We start from the raw sequence: 25,168 nt of genomic DNA, 5'->3' as shown, positions 1-25,168 counted from the left end.
ATGCCGGCTTTCGAGTACGTTGCCCTGGATCCAGCCGGCCGCACCCGCAAGGGGGTGGAAGAGGGCGATTCCTCCCGCCAGGTGCGCTCGCGCCTGCGCGAGCAGGGGCTGATGCCGATGGCGGTGACCGAGGTGGCGGAAAAGCCATCGCTGCTGCGCATGCCGGTCCTGCAGCGGCGCATCAAGCCGCTGGAGCTGTCCCTGGCGACCCGGCAGATGGCAACCCTGGCCAAGGCCGGCATGCCGATCGAGGAAGTGCTGGGCACCGTGGCCCGGCAGAGCGAAGCGCCCAAGGTCAAGGCGACCCTGTCCGCAGTGCGGACCCGGGTGATGGAAGGTCTGCCACTGGCCCACGCCATGGGGGAGTTCCCCTCGGTGTTCCCGGCCATCTACCGCACCACCATTGCCGCCGGTGAACAGGCCGGGCGCATGGATCTGGTACTGGAGCGCCTGGCTGACAACGTCGAGGCGCAGAACGCCATGCGCCAGAAGATCCAGCTGGCAATGTTCTATCCGGCGATCCTCACCGTGGTGGCCTTGCTGGTGGTGGTGGCACTGCTGACCTATGTGGTGCCGGAGGTGGTGCAGGTCTTCGCCGGGATGAACCAGCAACTGCCCTGGCTGACCCGGGCGCTGATCGCCACCAGTGACACGGTCCGCCACTGGGGCTGGCTGATGCTGCTGTCGATCGTCGGGCTGGTGATCCTGACCCGGCAGATCCTGAAACGACCGAGTGCCCGCCGCCGCTGGGACAACGGCTTGCTCCGGCTGCCGTTGATCGGGCGGCTGGTACGTGGCCTGAATACCGCGCGTTTTGCGCGTACGCTGAATATCCTTGCCGGTAGTGGGGTTCCACTGCTCGAGGCGCTGAATATGAGCGCCAGCGTGATCAGCAACACCCCGATGCGCGAAGCGGTCATGGACGCGGCGAAGAAGGTCCGCGAGGGCTCGGGTATCGGCCATGCGCTGGAGCGCAGCGGCTACTTCCCACCGATGACCCTGAGCCTGATCAAGAGTGGCGAAAGCAGCGGCACGCTGGACAAGATGCTCGAGCGGGCAGCGGAGACTCAGGAACGGGAGCTGGAGGCACGGATTGCCATGGTCATGGGCGTGTTCGAGCCCTTGCTGATCCTGGCGATGGGGGGCGTGGTACTGCTTATCGTGCTGGCCATCCTGTTGCCGATCTTTGAACTCAACCAACTGGTTAATTGATATGTCCCATAACGTACGAAAAGCATCCCTTGCCCAGCGCGGCTTCACCCTGATCGAGGTCATGGTGGTGGTGGTCATCCTCGGTATTCTGGCGGCAGTGGTGGTACCGCGGGTGATGGACCGCCCCGACCAGGCGCGGATCACCAAGGTGCAGAATGATATCCGCGCGCTGGAAAGCGCGCTGAACCTGTATCGACTGGACAATTTCAACTACCCGACCACCGAGCAGGGCCTGCGCGCGCTGGTGGAGCGGCCAAGCGGCAATGACACCGCCCGTAACTGGCGCGCCGGCGGCTATATCGACCGCCTGCAGAAGGACCCCTGGGGTAACGAATATCAATATCTGCGTCCGGGGCGCGATGATCGTGAATATGACATCTACAGCCTGGGCGCCGATGGCCGGCCCGGTGGCACCGATGCCAATGCCGATATCGGCAACTGGAATGTGGAGGAGCCCGAGGGTAATCGGGGGCGTTGACGGGGTTGCTGAGTCGTCGAGCGGGCGCTCGACAACCTGGTCCGGCGCATTGGATTAGAGATATTTGCAGCAGCCCCGGTACTTGGGGGCTACTCGAGATTGGGGCGTAGTGCGCCTGCGCTACGCCTGAAACCTTGCAGCGACACCAAAGCCGTTGTCGAGCCGATTGCGGCCCGAGGCGCTCGATAACCCGAATCAGGGTGAGGCCAAAACACATGAGGAGGACGTCCCAAGTATGAGTGTCCGCCAGTCGCAGCGTGGCATGAGCGCATTGCAGCACGGCTTCACCCTCATGGAGCTGCTGGTGGTGCTGGTGCTGATCGGCATCGTCGCCGGGCTGGCGACCCTGTCGCTGGGTGATGGCGCCGAGCGCAAGCTGCGCTCCGAGTCTGAGCGGCTGGCTGCCACCCTGCGCCTGGCCCGGGATGAGCTGCTGATCACCGGCGAATCGGACCGGGCGTTGGGCCTGCGCCGCGATGGCTACAGCTTTCTCGAGCTGGTGATGCTGGATGACAGCACCCGCGAATGGCGCCCGCTGATCGACCCGCAGCTGGGGCCGCGGCAGTTTGAACAGGGTCTGATCGAGCTACAGCTGGACCTGGATGGCGAACGTACTCCCTTGCCCCAGACCCGCGGCTGGGAGCCGCATGTGCGGCTGGGCAATACCGGGGAAATGACCCCGGCACTGATTACCCTGCGGGTGCCGGGCAAGGATCTGGTACGCCATATAGAAGTCGGCCTGGAAGGCCGTGTCGAGGTGCTGGATGCGATTGAATCGCCGTAGCCGCGAGGCCGGTTTCACCCTGTTGGAGGTACTGGTGGCGCTGACCGTGCTGGCGGTGGCACTGGCGGCACTGGTCAAGACCGGTGCCGACCATGCGCGTAACACGGCCTACCTGCAGGAGCGCACGTTGGCGCACTGGGCCGGACAGAACCTGCTGACCGAGTTTCAGACCGGCATGCGTGCGATTGCCGAAGGCGGGCGTACCGGCGATGTGCTGATGGGGCCGTACCGTTTCGCCTACCGGGTGGAGATGAGTGACTACACTGCCACCACGCCGTTTCCGCTGCCGGCGGTGAAGCGCGTGGATATCCGCCTGTGGCTGGCCGACCAGGGCGAGCAGGCGCAGCGGGCCAGCGTATCCGGATTCATGCTGCCATGATCGGCAGGCGCACAGGGCGGCAGGGTGGTTTCACCTTGCTGGAAATGCTCATCGCCATGGCGGTGTTCGCGGTGATGAGCATGGTCGCCTACCAGGGGCTGCGCGCGGTTCTGAATGCCGACCACATCACCCGCGAGCAGGCGCAACGGCTGGCTGACCTGCAGGTTACCCTCAGTGTGCTGGAGCGTGATCTGGCCCAGGTGGTGGATGTGCAGGTGCGTGACGAGTTCGGTGATCCGTTGCCGCCACTGCGCTTGCGCGCCGGCGGCGAACAGCAGTTGCTGGAACTGGTGCGTGCCGGGGCAGGTGGTGAACAGCGTCTGCGTCGAACCGCCTGGCAGATCACCGAGCGCGGGCTGGAGCGGCGATTGTGGCCGGGGGTGGATATTGTCGATGTCGACAGCATGCGCATCCGGCCTTTCGCTGAGCTGGTGGAAGAGGGCCAGCAGTTGGGTATGGAGAGCGCCTTCCTGTTCATCGTGCGCACGCCGTCGGGGCTGGAGCGAGTGGATGCCTGGCCATTGCCTGATGCCGATCCGGAGGGGGGCGGCCTGCCGGTGGCGGTCGAGGTGGTGCTGGATATGCCTGGCCTGGGCGAGATTCGCCGGCTGATGGCGGTGGGCCTATGAACGGGCGGCGGCAGCAGCGTGGCGTGGCGTTGATCACCGCGCTGCTGGTGATGGCACTGGCGGTGGTCGCCGCCGTCGGCATGGCGATGCGTGGTCAGGCGGATATTCGCCGCACCAGTGCGGTGTTCGAGCGGGACTTCTCCCGGCAGGTGGCGGTGGGGGCGGAAAACATGGTGCTGCAACTGCTGGAGCGTGCCAAGGGGCCGGAAGATCTGCTGTGGGATACCTGTCGCTCGCCGGTGCTGCCATTCGAGGTCGATGGTGTACGGCTGGAAGCGACGCTGGATGACATGCGTTGCCGCTACAACCTGAATGCGCTGGCCGGCGCTGATGAAACCGAGCAGGGTTATTTCGCCCGGCTGGTGGATCAGGTCGGTCAGCAGAGCGGTGTGCGCATGCCGCCGGGGGCGCAGTTGGCGCTGGCGGTGAGCGACTGGATGGACAGGGAAACCGATGATCCGGTATATCGGCTGGAAACGCCGCCCCGGGTGTCGGCCAACCGGCCGATGGTCGTGGCCTCGGAACTCAACGCCGTGGCCGGGATGAACGCCGAGGCCTGGCAGGCGCTGGCTCCCTGGGTGACGGCCTATCCGGGCACGACCAGCCCCATCGATCTGGAGCGCAGCGCCGAGTTGATGCAGCAGGTATTCGCCGATCGACCGGTCGGTGAGAATGCACCCTGGTACATGCGCCTGCAGATCATGGCGCAGTTCGCCGAACGACGGTTTTATCAATGCACGCTGCTGGATGCACCCAACGGCAAGGTGGTTCTCCGAGAGCAAACGGCCTGCGAGCCATGAACATACGGAACAGACGGATCAGAACATGTTGATAGTGCTATTGCCGGAAGCACCTGAGGTGCAGGATCTGGAACCGACCCGGCTGCATTGGTGGCGTACCAGCCGTGAGGGAGCGCTGCTGGAGTCCGGCCAGGACGACCTGGAGACGTTGCGCGCCCGCTTTGCCGGTGAGCGCCTGCGGGCGTTGGCGCCTGCTGCGGCGGTCAATCTGTATCGGGTGGCCATTCCGGTACGCCGTTCCGCCGCGGTACGCGCGGCTTTGCCCTTCGCCCTGGAAGACCAGCTGGGGCAGGAACTCGAGGAGTTGCATCTGGTGGCCGGGCCACGGCGCGCCGATGGTCGTTTCGTTGCCGCTGTCACCGAGCGGCAGCGCATGGAGGCCTGGCTGCAGTTGTGCCAGGCGGCCGGCTGGCGCCTGGATGCCTTGCTGCCCCAGGCCAGCCTGCATGACGATCTGGCACCGGCCGCCGGGTTGCGGGTTCAGCCCTCGCCCTGGCCCGGGGAAAGTGACCAGGCGCTGGTCAGCAGTACCGACCAGGAGCCGGTACTGATCGAGCAGGGCCTGCTTGGCTTCTGGCTCAGGCAGCGACTGGCGCAACTGGACGAGGAGCAGCGCATCGTCGAGCTGGAGGGTTACACATTGGCCGACCTGGGGCTGTCGGAAACCGACTGCGAGGTACGCCAGTCGGAGCCGGTGCCGGCTCTGGAGGCCGCGCTCAGGTGTGCCCAGCAACCGACACGAGCGCTGAATCTGCTTTGCGGCGCTTACGCCAGCGGCATGGCCACGCCGCCCTGGCGCAAATTGCGCCCGGTGATGATCGCCGCCGGGGTACTGTTGGCGGTGGTGGTGGGTCAGCAGATGCTCGAGGGCATCGCTCTGAGCAACGAGCGGGACCGGCTGCAGGCGCAGATCGAGCAGGTATTCGACAGCACCTTGCCGAAAAGTCGACGGGTGGATCCGGTGACCCAGTTCCGCCAGGTACTGGAGGGCGGCGGTGCGCAAGCGAGCCAGAACGGCACTGGCAGCCTGTTGTACGAGGTGCTGGCGGCGGTGCGGGAAGACGGCAAGGGAGACATCCGGCAATTTCGCGCCACTCCCACCGAGGTGGAACTGGAGCTGCAATTGCCGTCGTTCGCCGAGCTGGAGAGTATCCGCGGCAAGCTGGCCGCTGGCCCCGGCCTGAATGAGACCTTGCAGGGTGCCGATTCCGGCAGCGAGGGAGTTACTGCACGACTCAGAATACAGAGGGATGGATCATGAATGCCTGGTGGGCGGGGCTGGCCCCGCGTGAACGTGTGATCCTCGGCGCTGGCGTGGCCGTACTGGTGTTGCTGCTGCTGTGGCTGGCGATCTGGGAGCCGCTGGCGAAAAAGCGCGAGAGCCTGCGCACCGATATCAGCGCGTTGTCCGCTGACCTGGCCTGGATGCAGCAAGTGGCCGGGCAGGTCAAGCGCCGTGCTGCACAGCAGCAAACCCAGGGTAATGGTGCCACTGCCGGCGGGTCGGTATTGACCCTGGTGGAGGTCTCCGCCAGTGCTGCCGGCCTGCGTGATTCGCTGGAGCGGGTGCAGCCCGAGGGGCAGGGCGCCCGGCTGTGGTTCAACGAAACCGGATTCGATGCCCTGCTCGGCTGGCTCGGCGAACTGGAGCAGCGCCACGGGCTGCAGGTCAGTCAGCTGGCGGTGGATGCGGGTAACGCGCCGGGGCTGGTCAGTGCCCGGGTCAAGGTGGAGCCGCGTTGATGCTCAAACGATGGAATCTGAAAGCCACGCTGATCTGTGCTGTATTGCTGTATCTGCTCACCCTGCTGTGGACCCTGCCGGCGGCGGTGGTATGGAAACGCCTGCAACACCAACTGCCGGTGCCGGTAACCCTGCACGGGCTGACGGGCACGCTGTGGTCCGGCCAGGTCGGCCAACTGGAGGTCGATGGAGTCAACCAGGGGCTGCTGCGCTGGCAATGGCAGCCTGCCCAGCTGCTGCGCGGGCGTATCGGCCTGGATCTGCTGTGGCAACCGCGTAATGGCCGGGTCAATGCACAGCTGTCGGCGGGTATGGGCTCACTGGTGCTGCGCGATATCAATGGCACCCTGGATGCCGCGAGCATGGCGGCGATCAATAGCGCCCCCTTTGTGCTGGGTGGCAGTTGGCTGCTGGACGTGCCGGAGCTGGCGCTGGAGGAGTTCGACTCGGTAACGGCTGCCGATGGCCGGCTGGTATGGCAGGATGCTGCCGGCGGTCTGCCGCAGGCGATGCCGTTCGGGCATCTGACGGCGGCGCTGAGCGATGCCGATGGCTGGCTGGTACTGCAGCTGCAGGACCAGGGTGGCCCGCTCGGTCTGCGCGGGGATGCACGCTGGCGTCCCGGCCAGCCGATGAACATCAATGCGCAGCTGCAGGCGCGGGCTGATGCGGACCCGGCGCTGGCTGGTGGTCTCGGGCTGCTCGGCAGAGCTGATGCACAGGGCTGGGTGAACTGGCGGGTGCAATTGCAATGAAACAGGACAATGGCGGTTTTTCTGGGAGATATCTGATGCGTTCATGTGTATTGCTGCTGTTGCTGGCGGGATTGACGGGGTGCGCCGGTATGGCGTCGCAGCAGGGCAATGAGACCGGTTTGACCGATGCCCGGGCCAAGATCAGCCTGGGCCGCTGCGATAACGGTCTGGTGGCGGACCTGCGCCGCTACAAGGCGCCGGAGCTGGAGCAGCAGGCGGCCTATGTCTGTTTGCAGCAAGGGGAGGTAGCGGCCGTGGAGACGCTGTTGCAGGATTACGCCAAGCGGCATGTGGACCCGCCCTATCCGGACTATTCCGCCTATCTGGTGGCGTTGGCCCAATACGGCCGTTTCGAACTGGCTGCCGAGGATGATGCCATGCGTCTGCAGGAAGGGCGCAAGGTGCATGCGCGTTTTGCCGAGTTCGTGCAGCGTTACCCCGAGTCCGAATACCGCAGCGAGGTGGCACCGCGCCTGTACGAACTGTTGCAGGAAATGGCCGTGACCGAGTACCGGCTGGCCATGCAGGCGGTTGAAGCCGGTGATCTGCAGGCCGGGGAGGCACGCATGCGTTATATCGCCCGCTACTATCCGCATACCGAATCGGGGCGCAATGCCAATGAGTGGCTGGATAGGCTCCCCCAACCCTGAGCAGGCTCATGATTCACCGCCGCCAGCATAGCGGCGGTGTTGTCTGGCGGGGTGGCCCGCCGCAGGAAAATCAAGCGGGCGTCAATAGGGGGAGCAATACCTTGGCGGTATTTTTTTCCACAAGATTGAGACATTGACGCTTGACATTGTGCACAGCACGAAAAACATCCTGAACGTTCTGCAACAAAACCGTCGTAAGTCTCTGAAAAATCAATGTACTAGTATAAGTCATTGATTTAGTTGATAAATTATTTGGTCATATTTTGAGCATTCTGACTGGCGGCCACGTATTACTTGCCACGGAACGAGTTTTAGGCAGGCTATCCACAGAGTTTTCCACAGCTTTTGTGGATAGCTTGCCCGAACACTCTCTGACCGGATGGTCACACTCCCTGCGGTATATCCTCGCCGCCGAGGGCGGTAGTCAGGGCCGGCAAGAGCTCCGACAGGGTGCGTGACATGATGATGAAGCTGGCGTCCAACTGGCCGGCCATATCATCACCACCCTGATCGTCGGCCTCGTCACGCAACAGCTCTTCGAAGCGCAGGCGCTTGACCGCCAGTTTGTCATCGAGCGTGAAGGACAGCTTGTCGTGCCAGTGCAAGGCCAACTGGCTAACCTGCTTGCCAACGGTCAGATGCTGCTGGATTTCCTCGCTGGACAGGTCCTGGCGCTTGCAACGAATCACGCCGCCGTCTTCACCGGTATCGCGCAGTTCGCATTCATCGGAGATGATCAGGCCTTCGGGCGCCTGGCCGGTCTTGACCCAATCGGTCATGCAGGCGGCAGGGGCAATCTTCACGTTCATCGGCCGTACCGGCAGGCTGCCGGTACCTTCACGTAACAGGCTGAGCATATCCTCGGCACGTTTGGCGCTGGAGGTATCCACGGCAATCCAGCCTTCCCGGGGCGCAATCAGGGCCAGCGTGGTCTGGTTGCGGGTAAAGGCACGGGGCAACAGGGACATGACAATCTCGTCCTTCAGCGTGTCCTTCTCCTTCTTGTACACCTTGCGTGCATCGCGAGCCTCGATCTCCTCAACCTTTTCAGCCAGTGCATCCTTTACCACGCTACCAGGCAGGATCCGTTCCTCCTTGCGCATGGCGATCAGCCAATAGCCCTCGGCGACCTGCAGCAGGTTTTCTGAATGCCGACCGAAGGGCATGGTCCAGCCCAGAGTGTGGGTTTCCTGACTGGCGCAGGGGCGGGCAGGGCGCGCTTCCAGTGCGGCCAATAGCTCGGCTTCGGTAAAAGGAACGTCCTGGCTGAAACGGTAGAGCAATAGATTACGAAACCACATGGGCAATCCTTGTGATGATGCATGAATAGAAGATATGGAAAGGGCGGGCATTATTGCGCGCAGGGATGATTTCAGCCAGTCTTACCCGATGGTTGTATAAGGTATTGAAAAGAAGTGGGATTTTTTTCACAAAAGGTATTGCCAGAAGGGTAAAACCTGCCTAGAATGCGCCCCACTTCGAGAGTAAAGGGTGATTAGCTCAGCTGGGAGAGCATCTGCCTTACAAGCAGAGGGTCGGCGGTTCGATCCCGTCATCACCCACCACTCGCGAGGTCACGCGCAGCGGTAGTTCAGTTGGTTAGAATACCGGCCTGTCACGCCGGGGGTCGCGGGTTCGAGTCCCGTCCGCTGCGCCACATACAAAGCCCTTGAGCTCACGCTCAAGGGCTTTTTTCGTTGTGTGTGGAAACTTCTGGTGCAGTTTCGTCGCCGCCTCCAGCCTTGCTCATCGCCCCGCTTATACCCCCCTCCCATCAGTCCCTTGGCTTAACGACCTCTACCTCTTGGTCGCCAGGTAAATGCCATTCCGATTAGTACTAATTCGATATTTCTTCTTTCTGGGTACTGCTTAAGATGCTGCGATACAGAGCCCTCGCCCGGGATGGTACCAGGCGAGGTGTCGCCGTTGGCTATGGATTCGGATAATGGAGTTCCCATGGGAATCGTGATGAGAGTAACAGCCCTGTGCGCCCTGGCGCTTTTGACTGGGTGCGCGAGCGTAAACGATGGAGAGGGTGGGCAGCCCCGGGGGCCTTTGGAATTTGATGATGTCCAGGTGAAAGTGAAGGACCTTGGCCCCGGCTATGTACGTCAAGGCACAGCCATTACGCCCCAGGCTATCTCCCAGGTGGTTCCCGGCAGCAGCAGAAGTGACGTCAGGGGGCTGTTGGGAAGTCCTGCCAATGAAACCAGTCAGCGGTGGTGGCTCTACAATATCAACCTGCCCCTGGATGCGAGGGGTGATTATCTGGTGTGCCAGTTCGGCGTCGCGTTTGATCCCGCGGGCCAGGTATCCAGCACCAAGTGGCGCAGGCCGCAGTGTAGCGCGCGCTATGAAGAACTTGTCCGCCCGGAGGTTCCGGATGTGCAAGAGATCACACTGTTCAGCGACGTGCTTTTTGGCTACGACAGCGCGACGCTTTCCCCCGAAGGGCTGAGAGAACTGGATCTCGCTGCCCATGTGGTCGCCAACAAAATGATGCAGCTCGAGCGCGTCGTTGTCGTAGGCCACTCAGACCGCATTGGCTCTGACAGCTATAACGATGCCCTGTCGAAGCGTCGCGCAGAGGCGGTTCGCCATCATCTGATTTCCAAAGGGATCGACAGCCATCTGATTTCCGCCGAGGGGCGTGGTGCCAGAGAGCCGCTCATCGAGTGCCAGGGCAGCAGAATTACGGCATCTCTCAAGCAATGCCTGCAGCCCAACCGGCGTGTGCAGATCATGATCTACGGCCAGCGTTGAAAAAGGAATGTGCCTCGCGTCAGCAAGGGCGGCTCGATATGCCGCCCTTGCTCGCCAGCCAGATAGTTCTGGGTGCACAGGTTCAGCGCTAACAAGAAGCTAGAAATTCGTTTTGGAGTAACTCAGCATGGCAGCCAACACAATCGATATCATTGCAAAAACCGGCGATTCCTCGGTCAGTCTACCGATGGGTAGTGTCATCACGATGGAAAAGGCCGGCGTCGTAAAACTGCCTTTCGGGCCTGAACAGTTGGCATCGACCAGCAGGGTGGGTAACGACCTGGAGGTGGTCCTCAAAAGCGGCGAGAAGGTTTTAATCAAGAACTTCTTTGGCGTGCCCGGCGCGGAAGAGCGCAGTGAGCTGATGCTCGAGGATGAAAACGGCGTTGTATGGCTTGGCCAATACGACTCGTCGATTGCGGATTTCGATTTTGCCGAGATATCCGAGCTTGCTGCGGGCGGTGGCATGCCGGATTGGGGTTGGCTGCTGCTTGGGTTGCTTGGCGCAGGTGCCCTGGCGGCAATCATTGATGACAATCGCTCCTCGTCCTCCTCTACTCCCTTGCCGGATGACGGTGATGCCGACGCAGATGCCGATGCAGATGCAGATGCTGACGCTGACGCTGACGCTGACGCTGACGCTGACGCTGACGCCGATGCTGATGCGGATGCCGACGCGGATGCTGACGCAGATGCCGATGCGGACGCAGATGCCGATGCCGACGCAGATGCGGATGCCGACGCGGATGCGGATGCTGACGCCGATGCCGATGCCGATGCCGATGCTGACGCCGACGCCGACGCCGACGCCGACGCGGATGCTGACGCAGATGCCGATGCGGACGCAGATGCAGATGCTGACGCCGATGCCGATGCTGATGCTGATGCTGATGCTGATGCTGATGCCGACGCGGATGCTGACGCAGATGCTGACGCAGATGCTGACGCCGACGCCGATGCCGATGCCGACGCTGACGCAGATGCAGACGCCGATGCAGACGCCGACGCTGACGCCGATGCCGATGCTGATGCCGATGCTGACGCCGATGCCGATGCCGATGCCGATGCTGACGCCGATGCTGATGCTGACGCAGATGCCGATGCAGATGCCGACTCCGACGGTAATGAGCTGCTGGATCCTGCAGATGTGATTCTGGGGGCGTTGGTGCCGGCGCTGGACGACGCTCTCGGGCTGGGTGGTGCGCTGGCTCCTGCGATTGGAGCAACCGAAGGCCTGACGGATCGCCTCAACGATGCCTTGAAGCCATTGCTGGGTGGTGAGTTCAATCCGGATGATCCGAACAGTCTGGACCAACTGGACGAGACGCTGGGCAGCCTGGGGAACGAGCTTGGCGGGCTCCTGGCACCGCTGGTCACCGACATCCTCGGTGAGGATGTGGCTCTGACGCTGCTGAATGAATTGCTGGGTGGGCAGATTGACTTCGTCACCGATGGGCTTGCCAACCTGCTGAATGAAGAAGGCTTGCTGGGTGGTGTATTGGCAGGTCTGGGTCTGGGCGGCGTCCTGAATAGCCTGCTTGACGAGAACGGCGCACTGTCCGATCTCCTGGGCGACTTGCTGGGCGAAGGCAGTCTGATCGGTGGCCTGCTGGCTGAACAAGGCCTGATCGGCGGTCTGCTGGCTGAAGACAGCGCCCTGGGGGCCCTGCTGGCTGAAAACGGCATTCTGGGTGGCATCCTGGATGAGGGCGGTCTGCTGGGGGATGTGCTGGCCGAAGGCACGGTGCTGGGCGAGCTGCTGGGCACCCTGGTCGGTGATCAAGGGCTGCTGAGCGAGTTGCTGGCGAACCTGTTGGGCGGCGATATCAACCTGATCGACCAACTGCTGGGTGAATCCACCTTTATCGGTGACCTGCTGGGTGAGACCGGCCTGCTGGCCCTGCTGACTGGCTCTGAAGGGGTGCTGGGCAATGTGCTGGATACCCTGCTGGGCCAGAATGGCTTGCTTGGTGGCCTGACCGGTGAAAACGGTCTGCTGGGTGATGAGCTGCTGGGCACCCTGTTTGGCGACGACGGTCTGGTTACCAACCTGCTGAACGACCTGCTGAGCAATGGCGCGCTGGCCGGTTTGACCGGCGAGTCTGGCTTGCTGGGCGCCAACGGTGCGCTGAGTGTGCTGCTGGGCGAAGACGGCGCGGTGACGCACCTGCTGCATGGCCTGCTCAATAGCGGCCTGATAGATAACCCGGCGGTGGATGCCCTGCTGGGCCAGGGCGGGCTGGTGTCCGAACTGCTGAATACGGTACTGGGGCAGGACGGTCTGCTGAGCAGCGACGCGCTCGCTGGCCTGCTGGGTGACAACGGTGTGATCAGCAATCTGCTGGACGGCCTGTTGGGTGGTGGCCTGCTGGGTGGCGGCCTGACCGATAACGATCTGTTGTCTGGCCTGCTCGGCGAAGATGGCCTGGTCGGCGGCTTGCTGAACAGCCTGCTGGGTGGTGCTGGACTGGAAAGCCTGCTTGGAGATCAGGGACTGCTGGCTGAGCTGCTGGGCAGCGAAGGGCTGGTGGCCGGTCTGCTGAAGGGCCTGCTGGGTGATGAAGGTGGCTTGCTGGATGGCTTGCTGGGCGGTGATAACGCCCTGCTTGGTAGTCTGCTTGGCCAGGACAGCCTGTTGAGCAACCTGCTGGATACCCTGCTGGGTGACAGCGGTCCGCTCGGTGGTTTGGTAGGCGAAGACCTGCTGGCAGGCCTGCTCGGCGAAAACGGCCTGGTCAGCGGTCTGCTCGATGCCCTGCTGGGTGAGCAAGGCCTGCTGGGCGGTCTGCTCGGTGATGAGCTGCTGGGTGGTGAGCTGCTGGATGGTCTGCTGGGCAGCGACGGTCTGGTCGGCGGTCTGCTGGAAGGGCTGCTGGGCAATAATGAGCTGCTGGGGGCACTGCTGCCTGAGGAGCTTCTGGCTGGTCTGCTCGGTGAAAATGGCCTGGTCACCGGTCTGCTGGAAACCCTGGTGGGTGAAAACGGTCTGCTGGGCGGCCTGCTCGGCGAAGATGGCCTGCTGAAGAACGAGCTGCTGGACGATCTGCTTGGCAGCCTGCTGGGTGAACAGGGTCTGGTCACCGGCCTGCTCAACGGTCTGCTTGGTGGTGAAGACGGCGGCTTGCTGAACGGCCTGACCGGTGAGGGACTTCTGGGCGGTCTGCTTGGCGAGGAGGGTTTCCTCGGAGGTTTACTGGGCGGCGATCTGCTCGGCGGTCTGCTGGGCGGCGACAATGGCGGTCTGCTGGGCAGCGGTGTGCTGGACAGCCTGTTGGGCGAACAGGGCCTGGTCACCAGCCTGCTGAACGGTCTGCTGGGCGGTGACGGTGGCCTGCTGGGCGGTGATCTGCTTGGCGGCCTGTTGGGCGGAGAGGGCGGCAATGGTCTGCTGGACACCCTGATGGGCGAGAATGGCGTGGTCACCGGGCTGCTGAACAGTCTGCTGGGTGATGGCCTGCTCGGCGGCGACCTGCTCGGCGGTGATGGCATCCTGAATGGCCTGCTGGGTGAAAACGGCGTAGTCACCGGTCTGCTGAACGGCCTGCTCGGTGGCGGTCTGCTGGGCGGTGATGGTGACCTGCCGGCGGGCGACCTGCTCAGTGCCCTGCTCGGCGAAGACGGTCTGCTCGGCGGCTTGCTGAATGGCCTGCTGGGCGGTGACGGTGGTCTGCTTGGCGGCCTGCTGGGTGAAGGCGACGGCGTGGGTCTGCTGAGCACTCTGCTGGGTGAGGACGGCGTGGTCGGTGGCCTGCTCAATGGCCTGCTGGGGGGGGACAACGACCTGCTCGGCGGCCTGTTGGGTGGCGACGATGGCCTTGGTCTGCTCGAAGGCCTGCTGGGTGAGAACGGCCTGGTCACCGGCCTGTTGAACACTGTGCTGGGTGGCGACCTGCTCGGTGGCCTGCTCACTGGCGACGGATTGGTGGATGTCCCGTTGCTGGAAGAGCTGCTGGGCGACGCTGGCCTGCTTGGCGGTCTGCTCGACGGTCTGCTGGGGCCCGATGGCCTGATAGGCGGTGTACTCGGTGGTCTGCTGAACACCGAACAGGGTGCCAGCGGCCTGCTGGATGTCCTGGTCGGCGAGAACGGCCTGGTCAGTGGCCTGCTCACTGGCCTGGTTGGTAATGGTCTGCTGGGTGAGGATGTGGATACCAGTGGCATCCTGGGCAGTCTGCTGGGCGATGATGGCCTGTTGGGTGGCTTGCTGGGTGGTTTGTTGGGCGGCCTGCTGGGTGACGAAGGTCTGGTTGGCGGTCTGCTTGATGGTCTGCTGGGCCCGGATGGTCTGGTTGGCGGCTTGCTCGGCGGTCTGCTGGGTGGCTTGCTTGGCGGCGGCACCACCGCCGCCGGTAATGGCGCCCAGGCAACTGCATTCAGCCTGCTCAGCGCTACCGCCGAGGATGGTATTGCCGGCGGTCTGTTGAGTGCCGTGTTGGCTGAAACCGATCTGCCGGCAGCCGGGGAAGCCGCGCTCGATGAGACAGGGCTGGCCGCCACTGGTGGAGTGCTTGCTGAAATCAGCCTGCTCGACCATATCCTGGGCGGCGCCGACGAGGTGGTGTCCGAATCCGCGAATGATCCGGCCAATGCTGAGGCCATGATCGCAGCGGCTGCCGCGGACGACGGTCTGATCAACGAGCTGCTGGGAGACGCGTCGGATCAGCACATGCTGGTGGATGAGCTTCTCGAAGACGTGCTGGCGGAACAAGCCCAGGAGGAGGACGCAGAGGACGCGGAGGCTGTAGCGGATATCCAGTCGGAGGCGGAGGTCGGCCAGGAAGTGCCGGAGGATATCGCGCTGGCTGCAGTGGATGTCCCGGGCGAAGTGGTCTTTGTGCTGGAGCCTTCCAGTCTCAACGATCTGTTGACCCAGCAGAATGTGTCGGTGATGTAACTGTTGCCACACGTCATTTGACTGAGGAAGACGCGATGGCGTCGGGTGAAAGCCCGGCGCCATTCGTCGTTACCGGTAACGTTGCCGGGAACAGAGCTGGGGCGATAGGGATGTGGCAGTCAAAATTGTCATTTGCGGTTGGGCTTGTGTTATCGGCGGGCAGCTCGATCGCCGTTGCTGAAACTGAAATTCAGGCAGGGCAGGCACCGCAGTCGCTTGCACTGTCGGTGGCGGAGTTCGTCAAGCTGGGCGATGACGACGAGGTATCCGTCAGGACAGCGGATGCGCCGGCGCGAACGGCGGAGAGTCTGGCTCACGAGCAGGGCGACTCTCCCGTCAAGGAGACCGGCGAGCGGCGGGTACTGTCTTTCTCGCTGGTGGAGTTTGTCGAGAAGGCGGTCGCAGCGGGCACTGCGGGGGAGGTGCCGAGGATTTCCCTGGTGGATCTGGTAGCCAGTGAAATCGGGCAGGAAGCAACCGAAACTGACAGCACCCAGTTTGCTGCGGAGCAGGCCGAGGCAGTCGAGCAAACCGAGGTCGTTGAGCCGTTGGTTGCAAGCTCCTCTCCGATCCCGCCTCCCACAACAGTACCTGACAGCACTCAGCTTGCTGCACAACAGCACACTGCCACAGGCGATGTGGAGCTTCCTGCATCCAGTGATGCTGCCACGCTGACAGGGCGACTGGTACCACCGGCAAGCCTTGCCCAACACACCGCCAACAGCGCTGACCCGGTACCGCTCGCGCTGCCGCTGAGCACACCCACCGCAGCCCCACCCGTGCAGGACGATGCGGTTCAGCCAGGCAAGCTGCAGCTATTCGATGCGGTGCGCAGTGCCTTGAACGAGCATCCTGCCATCGTCGAATCCCTCAGCCGTCTCGATGCGCAACAGGAACAGATCAGCGTCGCGCGGGCGGGCTACTGGCCGCAACTGAGATCCGGAATCAATACCGGCTACCGCCACACCACGGGGCGCTCCGAGGAGGCCTTTACCGTCTCCGCGTCGCAGATGCTGTACGATTTTGGCAAGGTGTCCAGTGCCGTGGACGCGGCCGCCCGCGGGGTGGATCGGGAAGAGGCCAGCGTATTGCTGGCGGCGGAGGATCTGATCCGCGACACCGCCCAGGCGTTCATCGAGGCGCGGCGCTACGAAGTATTGCTGGACCTCGCCACGGAGCAGATCGATGCCATTGCCGAACTGGAAGCGTTGGCGGCCAAGCGTTCGGCACTGGGCGCGAGCTCAGTGTCCGATCAGATGCAGGCCAGATCCCGCCGCGAGTCCGCGCGGGCCACGCAACTGCAGATGCAGGCGCAGCGCGACCAGTGGCATCGGGCCCTGGAGAACCTGATCGGCAGCCGTCAGGTAGTGACCCTGGACGATGCCTATCCCGAGCCGCTGGAAAGGCTTTGTCCGCAGCTGCCGGAAAATTTCGAAAGCGCTCCCCGGGTAGTGATAGCAGAGGCCGAGCGCGCCGAGGCCGAGGCTGCGATCCGGCAGGCGCGCGCTGAACAGCGACCGACCTTGTCGTTGAATGCGGATTTCGAGCATTACCTGAACCGCGATACCGAGGGCTTGCAGCGACTCGACGATCAGGAGTTTGTCGTCAGTCTCAACCTGACCAGCAACCTGTTCCAGGGCGGAGCCCTGCGCGCCCGCAGCCGGGCTGCGGATCACGCCTTGCACAGCGCCACCGCAGCCCGGGACAGGGCGCTGCTGGAACTGTCGCGTCTCTACCGGGAAACCCGCGACCGCGCGCGCAGCCTGACGTCCAGCCTGGCGCTGCAGGACGAGCGCCACGACAGCATCGTCAAGACCCAGGAGCTGTATCGTCACCAGTACCTGTCGCTGGGGACCCGCACCTTGCTGGATATTCTCAATACGGAGCAGGAAATCTTTCAGACCCAGGTGGACAAGCAGAATACCCTGTTCGATCTGCGCAGCTTGCAGATCGACTGTCTTTACAGCGTCGGCGGGCTGCGGGAGACGTTCCGCGCCGGTGATGCGCTGAATCGCAGAGTAGTGAGCCGCAGAGCGGAGGTGCGGTCATGACCGAACAGTCATCATTGGCCGGTCAGCGTGCCGTTTTCGACCCCTGGATCGATGCCGTGCTGGCGGTTGCGCGCCATTACCGCCTGGATTGCTCCGAGGAAAACATCCGCCTGGAGGCCGCCTGGTCGGAGGGGCGTCCCCTGGCGGAAGTGCTCGGCAGGTTGGCACGCCAGATCGGCCTGAGTTGCCGGGTGAGCGCATTCGACGCAGGTCAGTTGACGCCCTGGCGACTGCCGCTGGCAGTGCAGCTGGATGACGGCCAGGTGGCGGTGGTGGAAGCCATTGCCAGCGACGGTCAGCTCAGTGTGCTGCTGAGCGGTGATGCGGGCCTGCGCAGTACGCTGCCGCGTGAGCAACTGGCGGCGCGTGCGCGGACCATGGTGGTGCTGCGCCCGGCACGGGCGGTGCCCGATGCCCGGGTCGACGATTACATCAAGCCCCATCAGCCTCACTGGTTCCACGCCATCGCCCTGGGTGACCTCAGGCCCTACGGACATGTGATGCTGGCGTCGCTGATGGCGAACATCCTTGCCCTGGCCGGTATCCTGTTTTCCCGCCAGGTCTATGATCGGGTGATTCCCGCCGAATCAATGGCCACGCTCTACGTGCTGTTCGGCGGTGTGCTGGTAGCTATGGTGTTCGACTTCGTGCTGCGCTGCGCCAGGGTGCGTGTCACCGACCTGGTGGGCAAGCGCGCCGACATGGTTGCCTCCGACCGGGTGTTCGGCCACGCCCTGCGCATCAAGAACAGCCAGCGACCACGCTCCACCGGCACCTTCATTTCCCAGATCCGCGAGCTGGAGCACGTACGGGAATTGATGACCTCCACCACGGTGACGGCGCTGGCGGACCTGCCATTCTTCTTCCTGTTCTGTGGCATCCTCTGGTACATCGCGGGCCCGTTGGTGTGGGTGCCGGTAGTCGCGTTGCTGCTGATGGTGATCCCCGGCCTGCTGATGCAGAAACCGCTGCGGCGCTTGGCCAGCGAAGCAATGCGCGAATCTTCCCTGCGCAGTGCGATGCTGGTGGAGTCGGTTCAGGGTGTGGAAGACATCAAGAGCCTGCAGGCGGAACAGCGTTTCCAGCGCCAGTGGAACCATTACAACGCGGTGACCGCCGACGTGAATCTCAGGCTGCGTTTTCTCGTCAACACCCTGGGGGTGTGGACCTACAGTCTGCAGAACGGCGTGTTCGCCTTGGTGGTGCTGTTTGGCGCGCCGCTGGTGATGGTCGGCGATCTCACGGTCGGTTCGCTGGTGGCAGCGTCGATTCTGGCGTCGCGGATGATGGCGCCGATGTCGCAGGTCACCCAGGTGCTGAGCAAGTGGCAGCAGGCTAAGCTGGCGCTGGCCAGTCTCGACAATATCATGGCGTTGACGGTGGATGATCCGGGCGCCGAGCGTCGTATCCACCGCCCCGTCATCGCGGGTAACTTCGCCCTGCGCCAGGCCGTTTTCCAGTACGGCGAGGGGGCGCCGCCGGCGCTGCGCGTCGAGCAGCTCGATATCGCGGCGGGGGAGCGCATAGCCGTGTTGGGGCGCAACGGCGCCGGCAAGTCGACCCTGCTGCAGGCCCTGGCGGGCATGGTCGAGCCGTCTGCCGGAGAGGTCATGGTGGATGGCGTACAGCTGTCCCACATCGATCCCGCCGATGTGCGCCGCGACCTCAGCCTGATGGGGCAGAACGCGCGCCTGTTCCACGGTTCCCTGCGCGACAACCTGTTGCTCGGGGCACCCGACGCCAGCGACGAGGAACTATTGTCCGCGCTGGATATCAGCGGCGCTGGCGAGGTGGTGAAAAAATTGCGGGGCGGGCTGGACCACATGATTCAGGAAGGCGGGCTGGGGCTGTCCGGCGGCCAGCGCCAGACGCTGTTGCTGGCACGGCTACTGGTACGCCAGCCTCGCGTGTTGCTGCTGGATGAACCCACCGCGTCGTTCGACGAGGTTGCCGAGAAGCGTTTCATCCAGCGTCTCGGCCCCTGGCTGGAGGGGCGCACCCTGATCGTGGCGACCCACCGCCAGAGCATTCTCAGCCTGGTGGATCGCATCATCGTGGTGGACAACGGCCAGATACTGCGTGACGGCACCAAGCTCCAGATTCTGGGCCGGCTGGCGCAAGGCGCCGCAGCGAGGCCTGAAACCACCGCGCGGAGCGAGTCATGAAAAACCCACTGATGAACCTGCGCCAGAGACGGGCCGTACGGAACGCTGCCCGCGCGCCGGGGCCGGCCTCGGCTTTTGCTGGCCAGGATGGCGCGCAGTGTCACTATAACGATGACGTCGACGATGCCAGCATCGGCCGCGCCACGCGGATCACCTGGCTGTCGGCGCTGGCGATCGCCGCACTGCTTCTCTGGTCCTACTTCGCCGAGGTGGTGGAAGTGTCCACTGGCGATGGCCGGGTGATTCCCATCTCCCGCGAGCAGGTCATACAGTCCCTGGAAGGCGGCATCCTGCTCGATTTGATGGTGCGTGAGGGCGACATCGTCGAGGCGGACCAGATCCTGGCCCAGATGGATCTCACCAAGACCGAGTCGAACGTCGAGGAGAGCGCCGCCCGTTACCGCGCTACCCTGGCCTCGGTAGCGCGGCTGGAGGCGGAAGCCAACGGTACGCCGCTGAAATTCCCCCCCGAGCTGGACGCTTATCCGGCACTGATTGCCAGCGAAACCCGTCTTTACCAGACCCGCCGAGAGGGTCTTAGCCAGACGCTGGCAGGGGTGAGGAAATCCCTGGACCTGGTGCGTGAGGAGTTGAGCCTCACCGAATCCCTGATGGCGATCGGCGCAGCCAGCAACGTGGAGGTGCTGCGCCTGCGGCGCCAGATTGCCGAGCTGGAGCTCAAGGCGGGAGACATCCGTTCCGAGTACATGATTCTGGCGCGCGAGGAACTGGCCAAGGCGCGTTCCGAGGCGCAGTCGCTGGAATCGGTGGTGCGCGGTCGCTTCGATTCCCTGACGCGCCTGACCATACGCTCGCCGGTGCGAGGCATCGTCAAGGACATAGAGGTGACCACGCGCGGCGGCGTGATTCCGCCCAACGGGCGCCTGATGGAAATCGTACCGCTGGGCGACCAGTTGCTGGTGGAGACGCGGATATCACCCCGCGACATCGCCTTCATCCATCCCGGCCAGCCTGCCAAGGTGAAGATCACTGCCTATGACTACACGGTATACGGCGGTCTCGACGGCCAGGTGACGTTGATTTCCCCAGACACCATTCGTGACGAGGCCAAACCGGACAGCGTGTATTACCGGGTGTTCATCCGTACCAACGGCGATGCGCTGGTGAATCGGGTCGGAACCCACTTTCCCATCGTACCCGGCATGATCGCCACGGTGGATATCCGTACCGGGCAGAAAACCGTGTTCGATTATCTGATGAAGCCCATCAATTCCGCCGGCGAAGCGTTGAGGGAAAGGTAAGGCCATGAGTCAAGCACTTTTGCAACTGCTGGATAAGATGCGACCGGCGCTGGAACAACGAATCGCCGCGCTGCCGTCGCCCTGGCCGAGATATACGCTGTTTCTGTCGTTCAGCGACGGCCGCCGACGTGCCGCGGTGGTGCATGGCAGCGGCGCGGATGTCGAGGTGCTGTGGAGCGAAGTCAGCGCCGCCTGCCAGCGGCTCGCCGCGCGCCGCAATATGACGGTGTGCTGGCTGCGGGCGGACTGGGTAACGCGGGCGCAGCCGCTGACATGGAAGGCCATGCGGGGCAGCCTTAAGATGTTCAAGCGCAATTATTTCCGCTACGGACTGGCCCTGGATGCAAATTTCCAGCAGGCATTTCTCGAAGGTGAACTCAACGGCAACGCCATGCTGTACGGCGGTAGCCAGGTGAGCCACGCGCTGCTCAATGAAAAGAATTTCAGACTGTATGCGGGCCGGCGTTTCGCCGGTGCAGTGCCGGATTTTGCCGATGACGCACCGGTGTATGTGCTGACGACCGAGGGGCTGTTCTGCGACCTGGACACGGCGCCACTGGCGCTCCACGCCACAGGCCGGGATGCTGGGCGGCGAGTGGTTGGTTGCGATACCGGCACGGTGCGCGGCCTGATCGAGCGGGGCGGGAGCTATCTAGCGTCCCAGGTCGGGGAGGGCGGGCGCTTCCACTACGGCTGGCATCCGTGCTTCGACCGCCCCATCAAAGCCTACAACGCGCTGCGCCACGCCAGCACGCTGTATGCCATGCTCGAGGCCTGGGAAATCACCCGCGAACCGGCCCTGGCGCAGGCGATAGAACGAGGGCTCGGCTACCTGTGCTCGGCACTGATCCAGCGCGTGGTGTTGCCGACAGGTGAGCGGGCGGCATTTCTGCTGGATGTGGGCAATGAGATCAAACTGGGCGGCAATGCCGTGTGCCTGCTGGCATTGGTCAAACACAGCGAATTGTTCGGCGGCGAGCAGCATTTATCGCTGCTGGAAGAGCTGGCGCTCGGCATCCGCCACATGCAGGACCCGGCCACCGGGGAGTTCGTGCATGTATTGAATTATCCCGCCCTCGACGCCAAGGCAGCGTTCCGCATCATCTACTACGACGGCGAAGCGGCCTTCGGCTTGATGCGCCTGTACCGTCTGACCGGCGATGAGCGCTGGCTGGCCATGGTGGAAAAGGCCTTCGACAGCTTCATAGCGCGGAAACACTGGCAGGCCCACGATCACTGGCTGGGTTACTGCGTCAACGAGCTGGTTCGGTACCGCCCGGAGGAACGCTACTTTCGTTTCGGCATTCAGAATGTCGCTGGCCATCTCGACTTCGTGCTCAAGCGCATCACCACCTTCCCGACCTTGCTTGAATTGATGATGGCGGCACGGCGCATGCTCGAACGCCTCGCGCAGAGCCCGGAGCATCGCCACCTGCTGGGCGAGATCGACCTCGAAAAATTCGACCGGGCCCTGCATCACCGCGCCGCCTACTTGATGAACGGCCATTTCTGGCCGGAATACGCAATGTACTTCCGCAACCCGGCCAGAATACTTGGCAGCTTCTTCATTCGTCATCAGGCGTTTCGCGTGCGGATCGACGATGTCGAGCACTATCTATCCGGGTACGCAGCCTATTTCCATCATCTGCAAGCTGGAGCCAGGACCGATAGCACCGCTGGCATGGACTCATCCGGCGAATGTGTCGGGCCGTCTGTTGCTGAACAGGTGCTGTGTGCCAGGCTGGCGAACTTCCGGGTGGACGTGGCGCGCCTGCTTGAACATTTCGAACACAGGGTGAAGGCTGTGGAACCCACCCCCTACCGGGATAATCGAGTCGATTATCTGGGCTGGGCCGTGACCAGTCGCGACGGTTCGCTGGACGATGGTGTACGCCGTATCCCTACCAGCAACGAAAAAGGCAAGGTGGCGGACGGCAAGGGTAACAAGCGTGGTGAGACGCGCACTCCGATCTGCGATGGCTACCTGGCCGAGGTGATGGACGATCTCCAGGCCACCGCTCTCGCCCCCTATCGGGCGCGTTTCATGCAACTTGAAAGCGAGGGCGAGGAAATGCCCTTTCATATCGACGCCGCGCGGGAAACCTGGCGCCTGCATATTCCCCTGGTGACCAATCCGGATGCGTTGTTTCAGTGGCAATTGCCCGATGGCCGGATCAAGAGCATGCACTTGCCGGCGGACGGCTCCGCCTGGCTGGTGCGGGTGGATGTGATGCATCGGGCCATCAACCCTGCTGGGGGGGCGGATGCCAGGGTTCATCTGCTGATGGGGCTGGGGAAGATACCGTCACGGGAAATGTTGGCGGATGCAGCAATGGGGGTGTAATAAGGCAAGGGTGGTGCCGCTGACGGTCTGCTCCCCGGGGAGAGGGAGCAGAATGTGCTGGTCGAGATAGCGTAGTTATCCCGCAGCACCGATTACATCAAGTACACCCAGAACTATCAGAAAGCACAGACAAGCCCCCTCTCCCCTTGCGGGAGAGGGCTGGGGAGAGGGGAAAAGGGCAGCTGCCCACCCCATCTCTGTCAGCGCACCCCTAACTGCTCCAGACTCTCATAAGTCACCGCACCAATGGCCAGACCATTGTCAGCCTGGTAATCCGACAGCGCGGCAATGGTACGCTGGCCCAGACGACTATCAATGTTGCCTAGGCTGTAGCCCCTGGAACTGAGCGCGGCCTGCAGTCGGCCGATCAGGGCTGGTTGCAGGTCCGAGTCGCATACCGCACGTCTGAGCACGATCTGCGGTTCGCCTTCATATTTGGTGATATGCATGGTGCGGGTTACCGCCGGTTCGGTGCGCTGCTCTACTTTTTCCGGGTTCACTGTCTCGACGATGGCAACGTTGGCCAGTTGCGGCTCAGTGGTCACTTCGACTACTCGCGCCGGTTGATCAACCACCCAGCGAGTCACGGTCTCGTATACCGCAGGCTCAGTGATCATGCGGGTGGTCTCCGGCTCGACCAGCACATTGACCATGACCTTCTCTTCACGGGCGGGGATTTCCTTCGTGCAGAACGCCATTGCGCCGGTGTTGCCGTAACGGGTACCAGCGGCCTGGCAAGGTTCAAGTATGGTCTTGGCTGCCTCGATCATCAGTACGGCCTCCCGGGCCTCGTAGACGGCGGGCACCACCACGGAACGCTGGGTCTCGGGTTTGACCAGTACCTGCTCGGTCACCTCCTTGAAGGTGGCGGGTACCACCCGGTAGGCTTTCACGCCTTCACGGGTGACCACCTGCTGCACGCCTTCCCTGAGTTGTGCAGGGGCAATCGAATACCTGATGCTGGGTTCCTGTAACACGACTTCCACCTTTTCGTGCAGGGGGCGTGGCTTGATAGGTGCGTTGACCCAGCATTGCCCGGCAGAGAAGGTGGCGCTCTGATCCGGCTGCTCGGTGGCAGCCTCCGCCAGCAGAGAAAGGGATGCGGTAACAAACAACGGGGGCAGCCAAAAAAGGGAGCGCATACGGGTTATCCTGAGTTACATCAATCCAAGCGTTGCATGGTATTGGCTCAATCGCTGAATCACAAGGCAGGCAGTTGCGCCATGAAAAATTTAACAGATCAGCTGTTTGATAAATCATCCTTTTGTTTCTGGATACGCTGGTAGATTTCTTCGCGGTGTACCGCAACGTCCTGCGGGGCAGTGATACCGAGGCGTACCTGATTACCCTTCGTGCCCAGCACCGTTACCATCACATCGTCGCCTACCATCAGGGTTTCACCCACCCTGCGAGTCAGAATCAGCATTGCATTTCTCCTTGCTTGGTTTAGTCGGAGCACATTTTTTAACGGACTCGGTCTATATATGTGGTGCGGTCACGGCTGATGCAGTGTCTGGCACGCGCTGGTGTCGAGCTGGAACTACACTCCTTTATATCCATTGATCGTTGCGTTTGCGGCGGCGCACCCGTAGCAGGCCCGGCAGGATCAGGCCCAGTAGCAGGCCGGCTCCGGCTATGCCGCCGCCGTAGACCATGTAGCGCATTAGCACCTGTTGCTGTTCAGCACCCAGTTGCGCCTGGGCATCGCGTAGTTGGGAGTGAACGCTGGCCAGTTCGGTATCCAGCGTGGCGCGCGTGGCCTGCAGGTCGCCGATCAGCGCCTTGCGTGAGTCCAGCGTTTCCTGCATGCCCTGCACGCGAGCCTTCCAGTGGCCGTCGATGCCGGCCAGCTCGGCAGACAGTTGTGCTACCTGCTGTTCCAGTTGTGGCAGGCGCTCAGCCTGCCCGGGGATGCTCTGCAGGTCACGGCTGGGAATCCATACGGCATTACCATTGGGCCTGCGCACCTGGCTGTAGTCGCCCTGGCTGCCGAGCAGCTCGACCTGCTGCCCGGAACTGAGTGTGCCGACGATGCGGTAACCGTCGGTCGGGCCACTGCGCACGTAGCTGGTCAGGCTGTCGCTGACCCAGCGTGTATTGTTGGTGGCCTCCCCGGCCTGGGTTGGCAGGGCCATGCTCAACAGGCAGGCGCCGAGTGCGGGTATCTGCAGTGAGGAAAGGAGTGGGGTACGGCGGTATAGGTGCATAGGTAATCTTCATCTGACAAAAACAAGGCCCAGCCAGCGGGTGTGATACATG

General features: G+C 63.0%; 21 protein-coding genes, 2 tRNA genes and 1 pseudogene. 19 read left to right on the top strand and 5 right to left on the bottom strand.

Annotated features, from left to right (window positions below; translation table 11 throughout):
* The 10 genes from gspF to bamD all read left to right on the top strand — a co-directional run bounded on the left by gspF (window position 1) and on the right by bamD (window position 7,430).
* Window positions 1-1,212: a type II secretion system inner membrane protein GspF gene (gene gspF / locus CQ007_RS03165; protein ID WP_105643473.1), complete on the top strand. Its 1,212-nt coding sequence runs from the start codon at window positions 1-3 to the stop codon at window positions 1,210-1,212.
* 1 nt (window position 1,213) lies between these two features.
* Window positions 1,214-1,690 carry a type II secretion system major pseudopilin GspG gene (gspG, locus tag CQ007_RS03160; RefSeq protein WP_105643472.1) on the top strand — a complete coding sequence of 159 codons (477 nt, stop codon included), beginning with the start codon at window positions 1,214-1,216 and terminating at the stop codon, window positions 1,688-1,690.
* 235 nt (window positions 1,691-1,925) lie between these two features.
* Window positions 1,926-2,474, top strand: coding sequence for a type II secretion system minor pseudopilin GspH (gene gspH, locus CQ007_RS03155; protein WP_105643471.1), 549 nt, complete (start codon window positions 1,926-1,928; stop codon window positions 2,472-2,474).
* Window positions 2,455-2,853, top strand: a complete 399-nt coding sequence (gene gspI, locus CQ007_RS03150) for a type II secretion system minor pseudopilin GspI (RefSeq protein ID WP_105643470.1) — start codon at window positions 2,455-2,457, stop codon at window positions 2,851-2,853. Before gspH ends, gspI begins: the two co-directional genes overlap by 20 nt.
* Window positions 2,850-3,482 (top strand): type II secretion system minor pseudopilin GspJ, encoded by a 633-nt coding sequence (gspJ, locus tag CQ007_RS03145; protein ID WP_105643469.1) that lies wholly within the window; start codon window positions 2,850-2,852, stop codon window positions 3,480-3,482. Before gspI ends, gspJ begins: the two co-directional genes overlap by 4 nt.
* A complete protein-coding gene (gene gspK, locus CQ007_RS03140) occupies window positions 3,479-4,282 on the top strand; it encodes a type II secretion system minor pseudopilin GspK (RefSeq protein ID WP_105643468.1) in 804 nt (267 codons plus the stop codon). The genes gspJ and gspK overlap by 4 nt, the downstream gene beginning before the upstream one ends.
* 25 nt (window positions 4,283-4,307) lie before the next feature.
* Window positions 4,308-5,543: a type II secretion system protein GspL gene (gspL, locus tag CQ007_RS03135; RefSeq protein ID WP_158256713.1), complete on the top strand. Its 1,236-nt coding sequence runs from the start codon at window positions 4,308-4,310 to the stop codon at window positions 5,541-5,543.
* Window positions 5,540-6,025: a type II secretion system protein GspM gene (gspM, locus tag CQ007_RS03130; protein WP_105643466.1), complete on the top strand. Its 486-nt coding sequence runs from the start codon at window positions 5,540-5,542 to the stop codon at window positions 6,023-6,025. Before gspL ends, gspM begins: the two co-directional genes overlap by 4 nt.
* Window positions 6,025-6,780, top strand: coding sequence for a type II secretion system protein N (locus CQ007_RS03125; protein WP_105643465.1), 756 nt, complete (start codon window positions 6,025-6,027; stop codon window positions 6,778-6,780). The genes gspM and CQ007_RS03125 overlap by 1 nt, the downstream gene beginning before the upstream one ends.
* A gap of 35 nt (window positions 6,781-6,815) precedes the next feature.
* Window positions 6,816-7,430, top strand: a complete 615-nt coding sequence (gene bamD / locus CQ007_RS03120; RefSeq protein WP_158256712.1) for an outer membrane protein assembly factor BamD — start codon at window positions 6,816-6,818, stop codon at window positions 7,428-7,430.
* Between the two features lie 383 nt (window positions 7,431-7,813).
* On the opposite strand, the gene rdgC is transcribed toward bamD, so the two are convergent.
* Window positions 7,814-8,731: a recombination-associated protein RdgC gene (rdgC, locus tag CQ007_RS03115; protein WP_105643463.1), complete on the bottom strand. Its 918-nt coding sequence runs from the start codon at window positions 8,729-8,731 to the stop codon at window positions 7,814-7,816.
* A 188-nt stretch (window positions 8,732-8,919) separates the two neighbouring features.
* On the opposite strand from rdgC, the gene CQ007_RS03110 reads away from it, so the two are divergent.
* The 4 genes and pseudogenes from CQ007_RS03110 to CQ007_RS19325 all read left to right on the top strand — a co-directional run.
* Window positions 8,920-8,995 (top strand) — tRNA-Val (locus CQ007_RS03110).
* Between the two features lie 15 nt (window positions 8,996-9,010).
* Window positions 9,011-9,087: transfer RNA gene (locus tag CQ007_RS03105), tRNA-Asp, on the top strand.
* 299 nt (window positions 9,088-9,386) lie between these two features.
* Window positions 9,387-10,193: an OmpA family protein gene (locus CQ007_RS03100; RefSeq protein WP_158256711.1), complete on the top strand. Its 807-nt coding sequence runs from the start codon at window positions 9,387-9,389 to the stop codon at window positions 10,191-10,193.
* Between the two features lie 127 nt (window positions 10,194-10,320).
* Window positions 10,321-10,584: pseudogene (locus CQ007_RS19325) on the top strand (BapA prefix-like domain-containing protein); the annotation flags it as partial.
* Here CQ007_RS19325 and CQ007_RS19145 read toward each other — a convergent pair.
* Window positions 10,507-11,508 (bottom strand): hypothetical protein, encoded by a 1,002-nt coding sequence (locus CQ007_RS19145; protein WP_256582188.1) that lies wholly within the window; start codon window positions 11,506-11,508, stop codon window positions 10,507-10,509. The pseudogene CQ007_RS19325 and the gene CQ007_RS19145 overlap by 78 nt on opposite strands.
* Between CQ007_RS19145 and CQ007_RS18755 the strand changes: the two genes are divergently transcribed.
* From CQ007_RS18755 to CQ007_RS03075, 5 genes are all read left to right on the top strand, one after another.
* Window positions 11,452-15,087 carry a hypothetical protein gene (locus CQ007_RS18755; protein WP_256582187.1) on the top strand — a complete coding sequence of 1,212 codons (3,636 nt, stop codon included), beginning with the start codon at window positions 11,452-11,454 and terminating at the stop codon, window positions 15,085-15,087. The two genes, CQ007_RS19145 and CQ007_RS18755, sit on opposite strands and share 57 nt — an antisense overlap.
* Before the next feature lie 146 nt (window positions 15,088-15,233).
* A complete protein-coding gene (locus CQ007_RS03090; protein WP_218278819.1) occupies window positions 15,234-17,138 on the top strand; it encodes a TolC family outer membrane protein in 1,905 nt (634 codons plus the stop codon).
* Window positions 17,135-19,303: a type I secretion system permease/ATPase gene (locus tag CQ007_RS03085; RefSeq protein WP_105643461.1), complete on the top strand. Its 2,169-nt coding sequence runs from the start codon at window positions 17,135-17,137 to the stop codon at window positions 19,301-19,303. The genes CQ007_RS03090 and CQ007_RS03085 overlap by 4 nt, the downstream gene beginning before the upstream one ends.
* Complete coding sequence (locus CQ007_RS03080) at window positions 19,300-20,565, top strand: HlyD family type I secretion periplasmic adaptor subunit (protein WP_256582186.1); 1,266 nt, start codon at window positions 19,300-19,302, stop codon at window positions 20,563-20,565. The genes CQ007_RS03085 and CQ007_RS03080 overlap by 4 nt, the downstream gene beginning before the upstream one ends.
* A gap of 4 nt (window positions 20,566-20,569) precedes the next feature.
* On the top strand, window positions 20,570-22,909 hold the full coding sequence (locus tag CQ007_RS03075; RefSeq protein ID WP_146114533.1) for a hypothetical protein: 2,340 nt from the start codon (window positions 20,570-20,572) through the stop codon (window positions 22,907-22,909).
* Window positions 22,910-23,109: 200 nt separating this feature from the next.
* Here the strand turns inward: CQ007_RS03075 and CQ007_RS03070 are convergent, their stop codons facing one another.
* From CQ007_RS03070 to CQ007_RS03060, 3 genes are all read right to left on the bottom strand, one after another.
* On the bottom strand, window positions 23,110-24,051 hold the full coding sequence (locus CQ007_RS03070) for a peptidoglycan-binding protein (protein WP_105643459.1): 942 nt from the start codon (window positions 24,049-24,051) through the stop codon (window positions 23,110-23,112).
* Window positions 24,052-24,149: 98 nt separating this feature from the next.
* Window positions 24,150-24,335 (bottom strand): carbon storage regulator CsrA, encoded by a 186-nt coding sequence (gene csrA / locus CQ007_RS03065; protein ID WP_105643458.1) that lies wholly within the window; start codon window positions 24,333-24,335, stop codon window positions 24,150-24,152.
* A gap of 124 nt (window positions 24,336-24,459) precedes the next feature.
* Entirely contained in the window at window positions 24,460-25,116 is a 657-nt protein-coding gene (locus tag CQ007_RS03060) for a TIGR04211 family SH3 domain-containing protein (protein ID WP_105643457.1), read from the bottom strand.
* Window positions 25,117-25,168: the final 52 nt, after the last annotated feature.

This window comes from Pseudomonas sp. MYb185 (assembly GCF_002979975.1).
In the GTDB taxonomy this organism is placed as follows: domain Bacteria; phylum Pseudomonadota; class Gammaproteobacteria; order Pseudomonadales; family Pseudomonadaceae; genus Halopseudomonas.
Note: the sequence above shows the minus strand (reverse complement) of the source record. Positions and strands in the feature narration are given on the sequence as shown.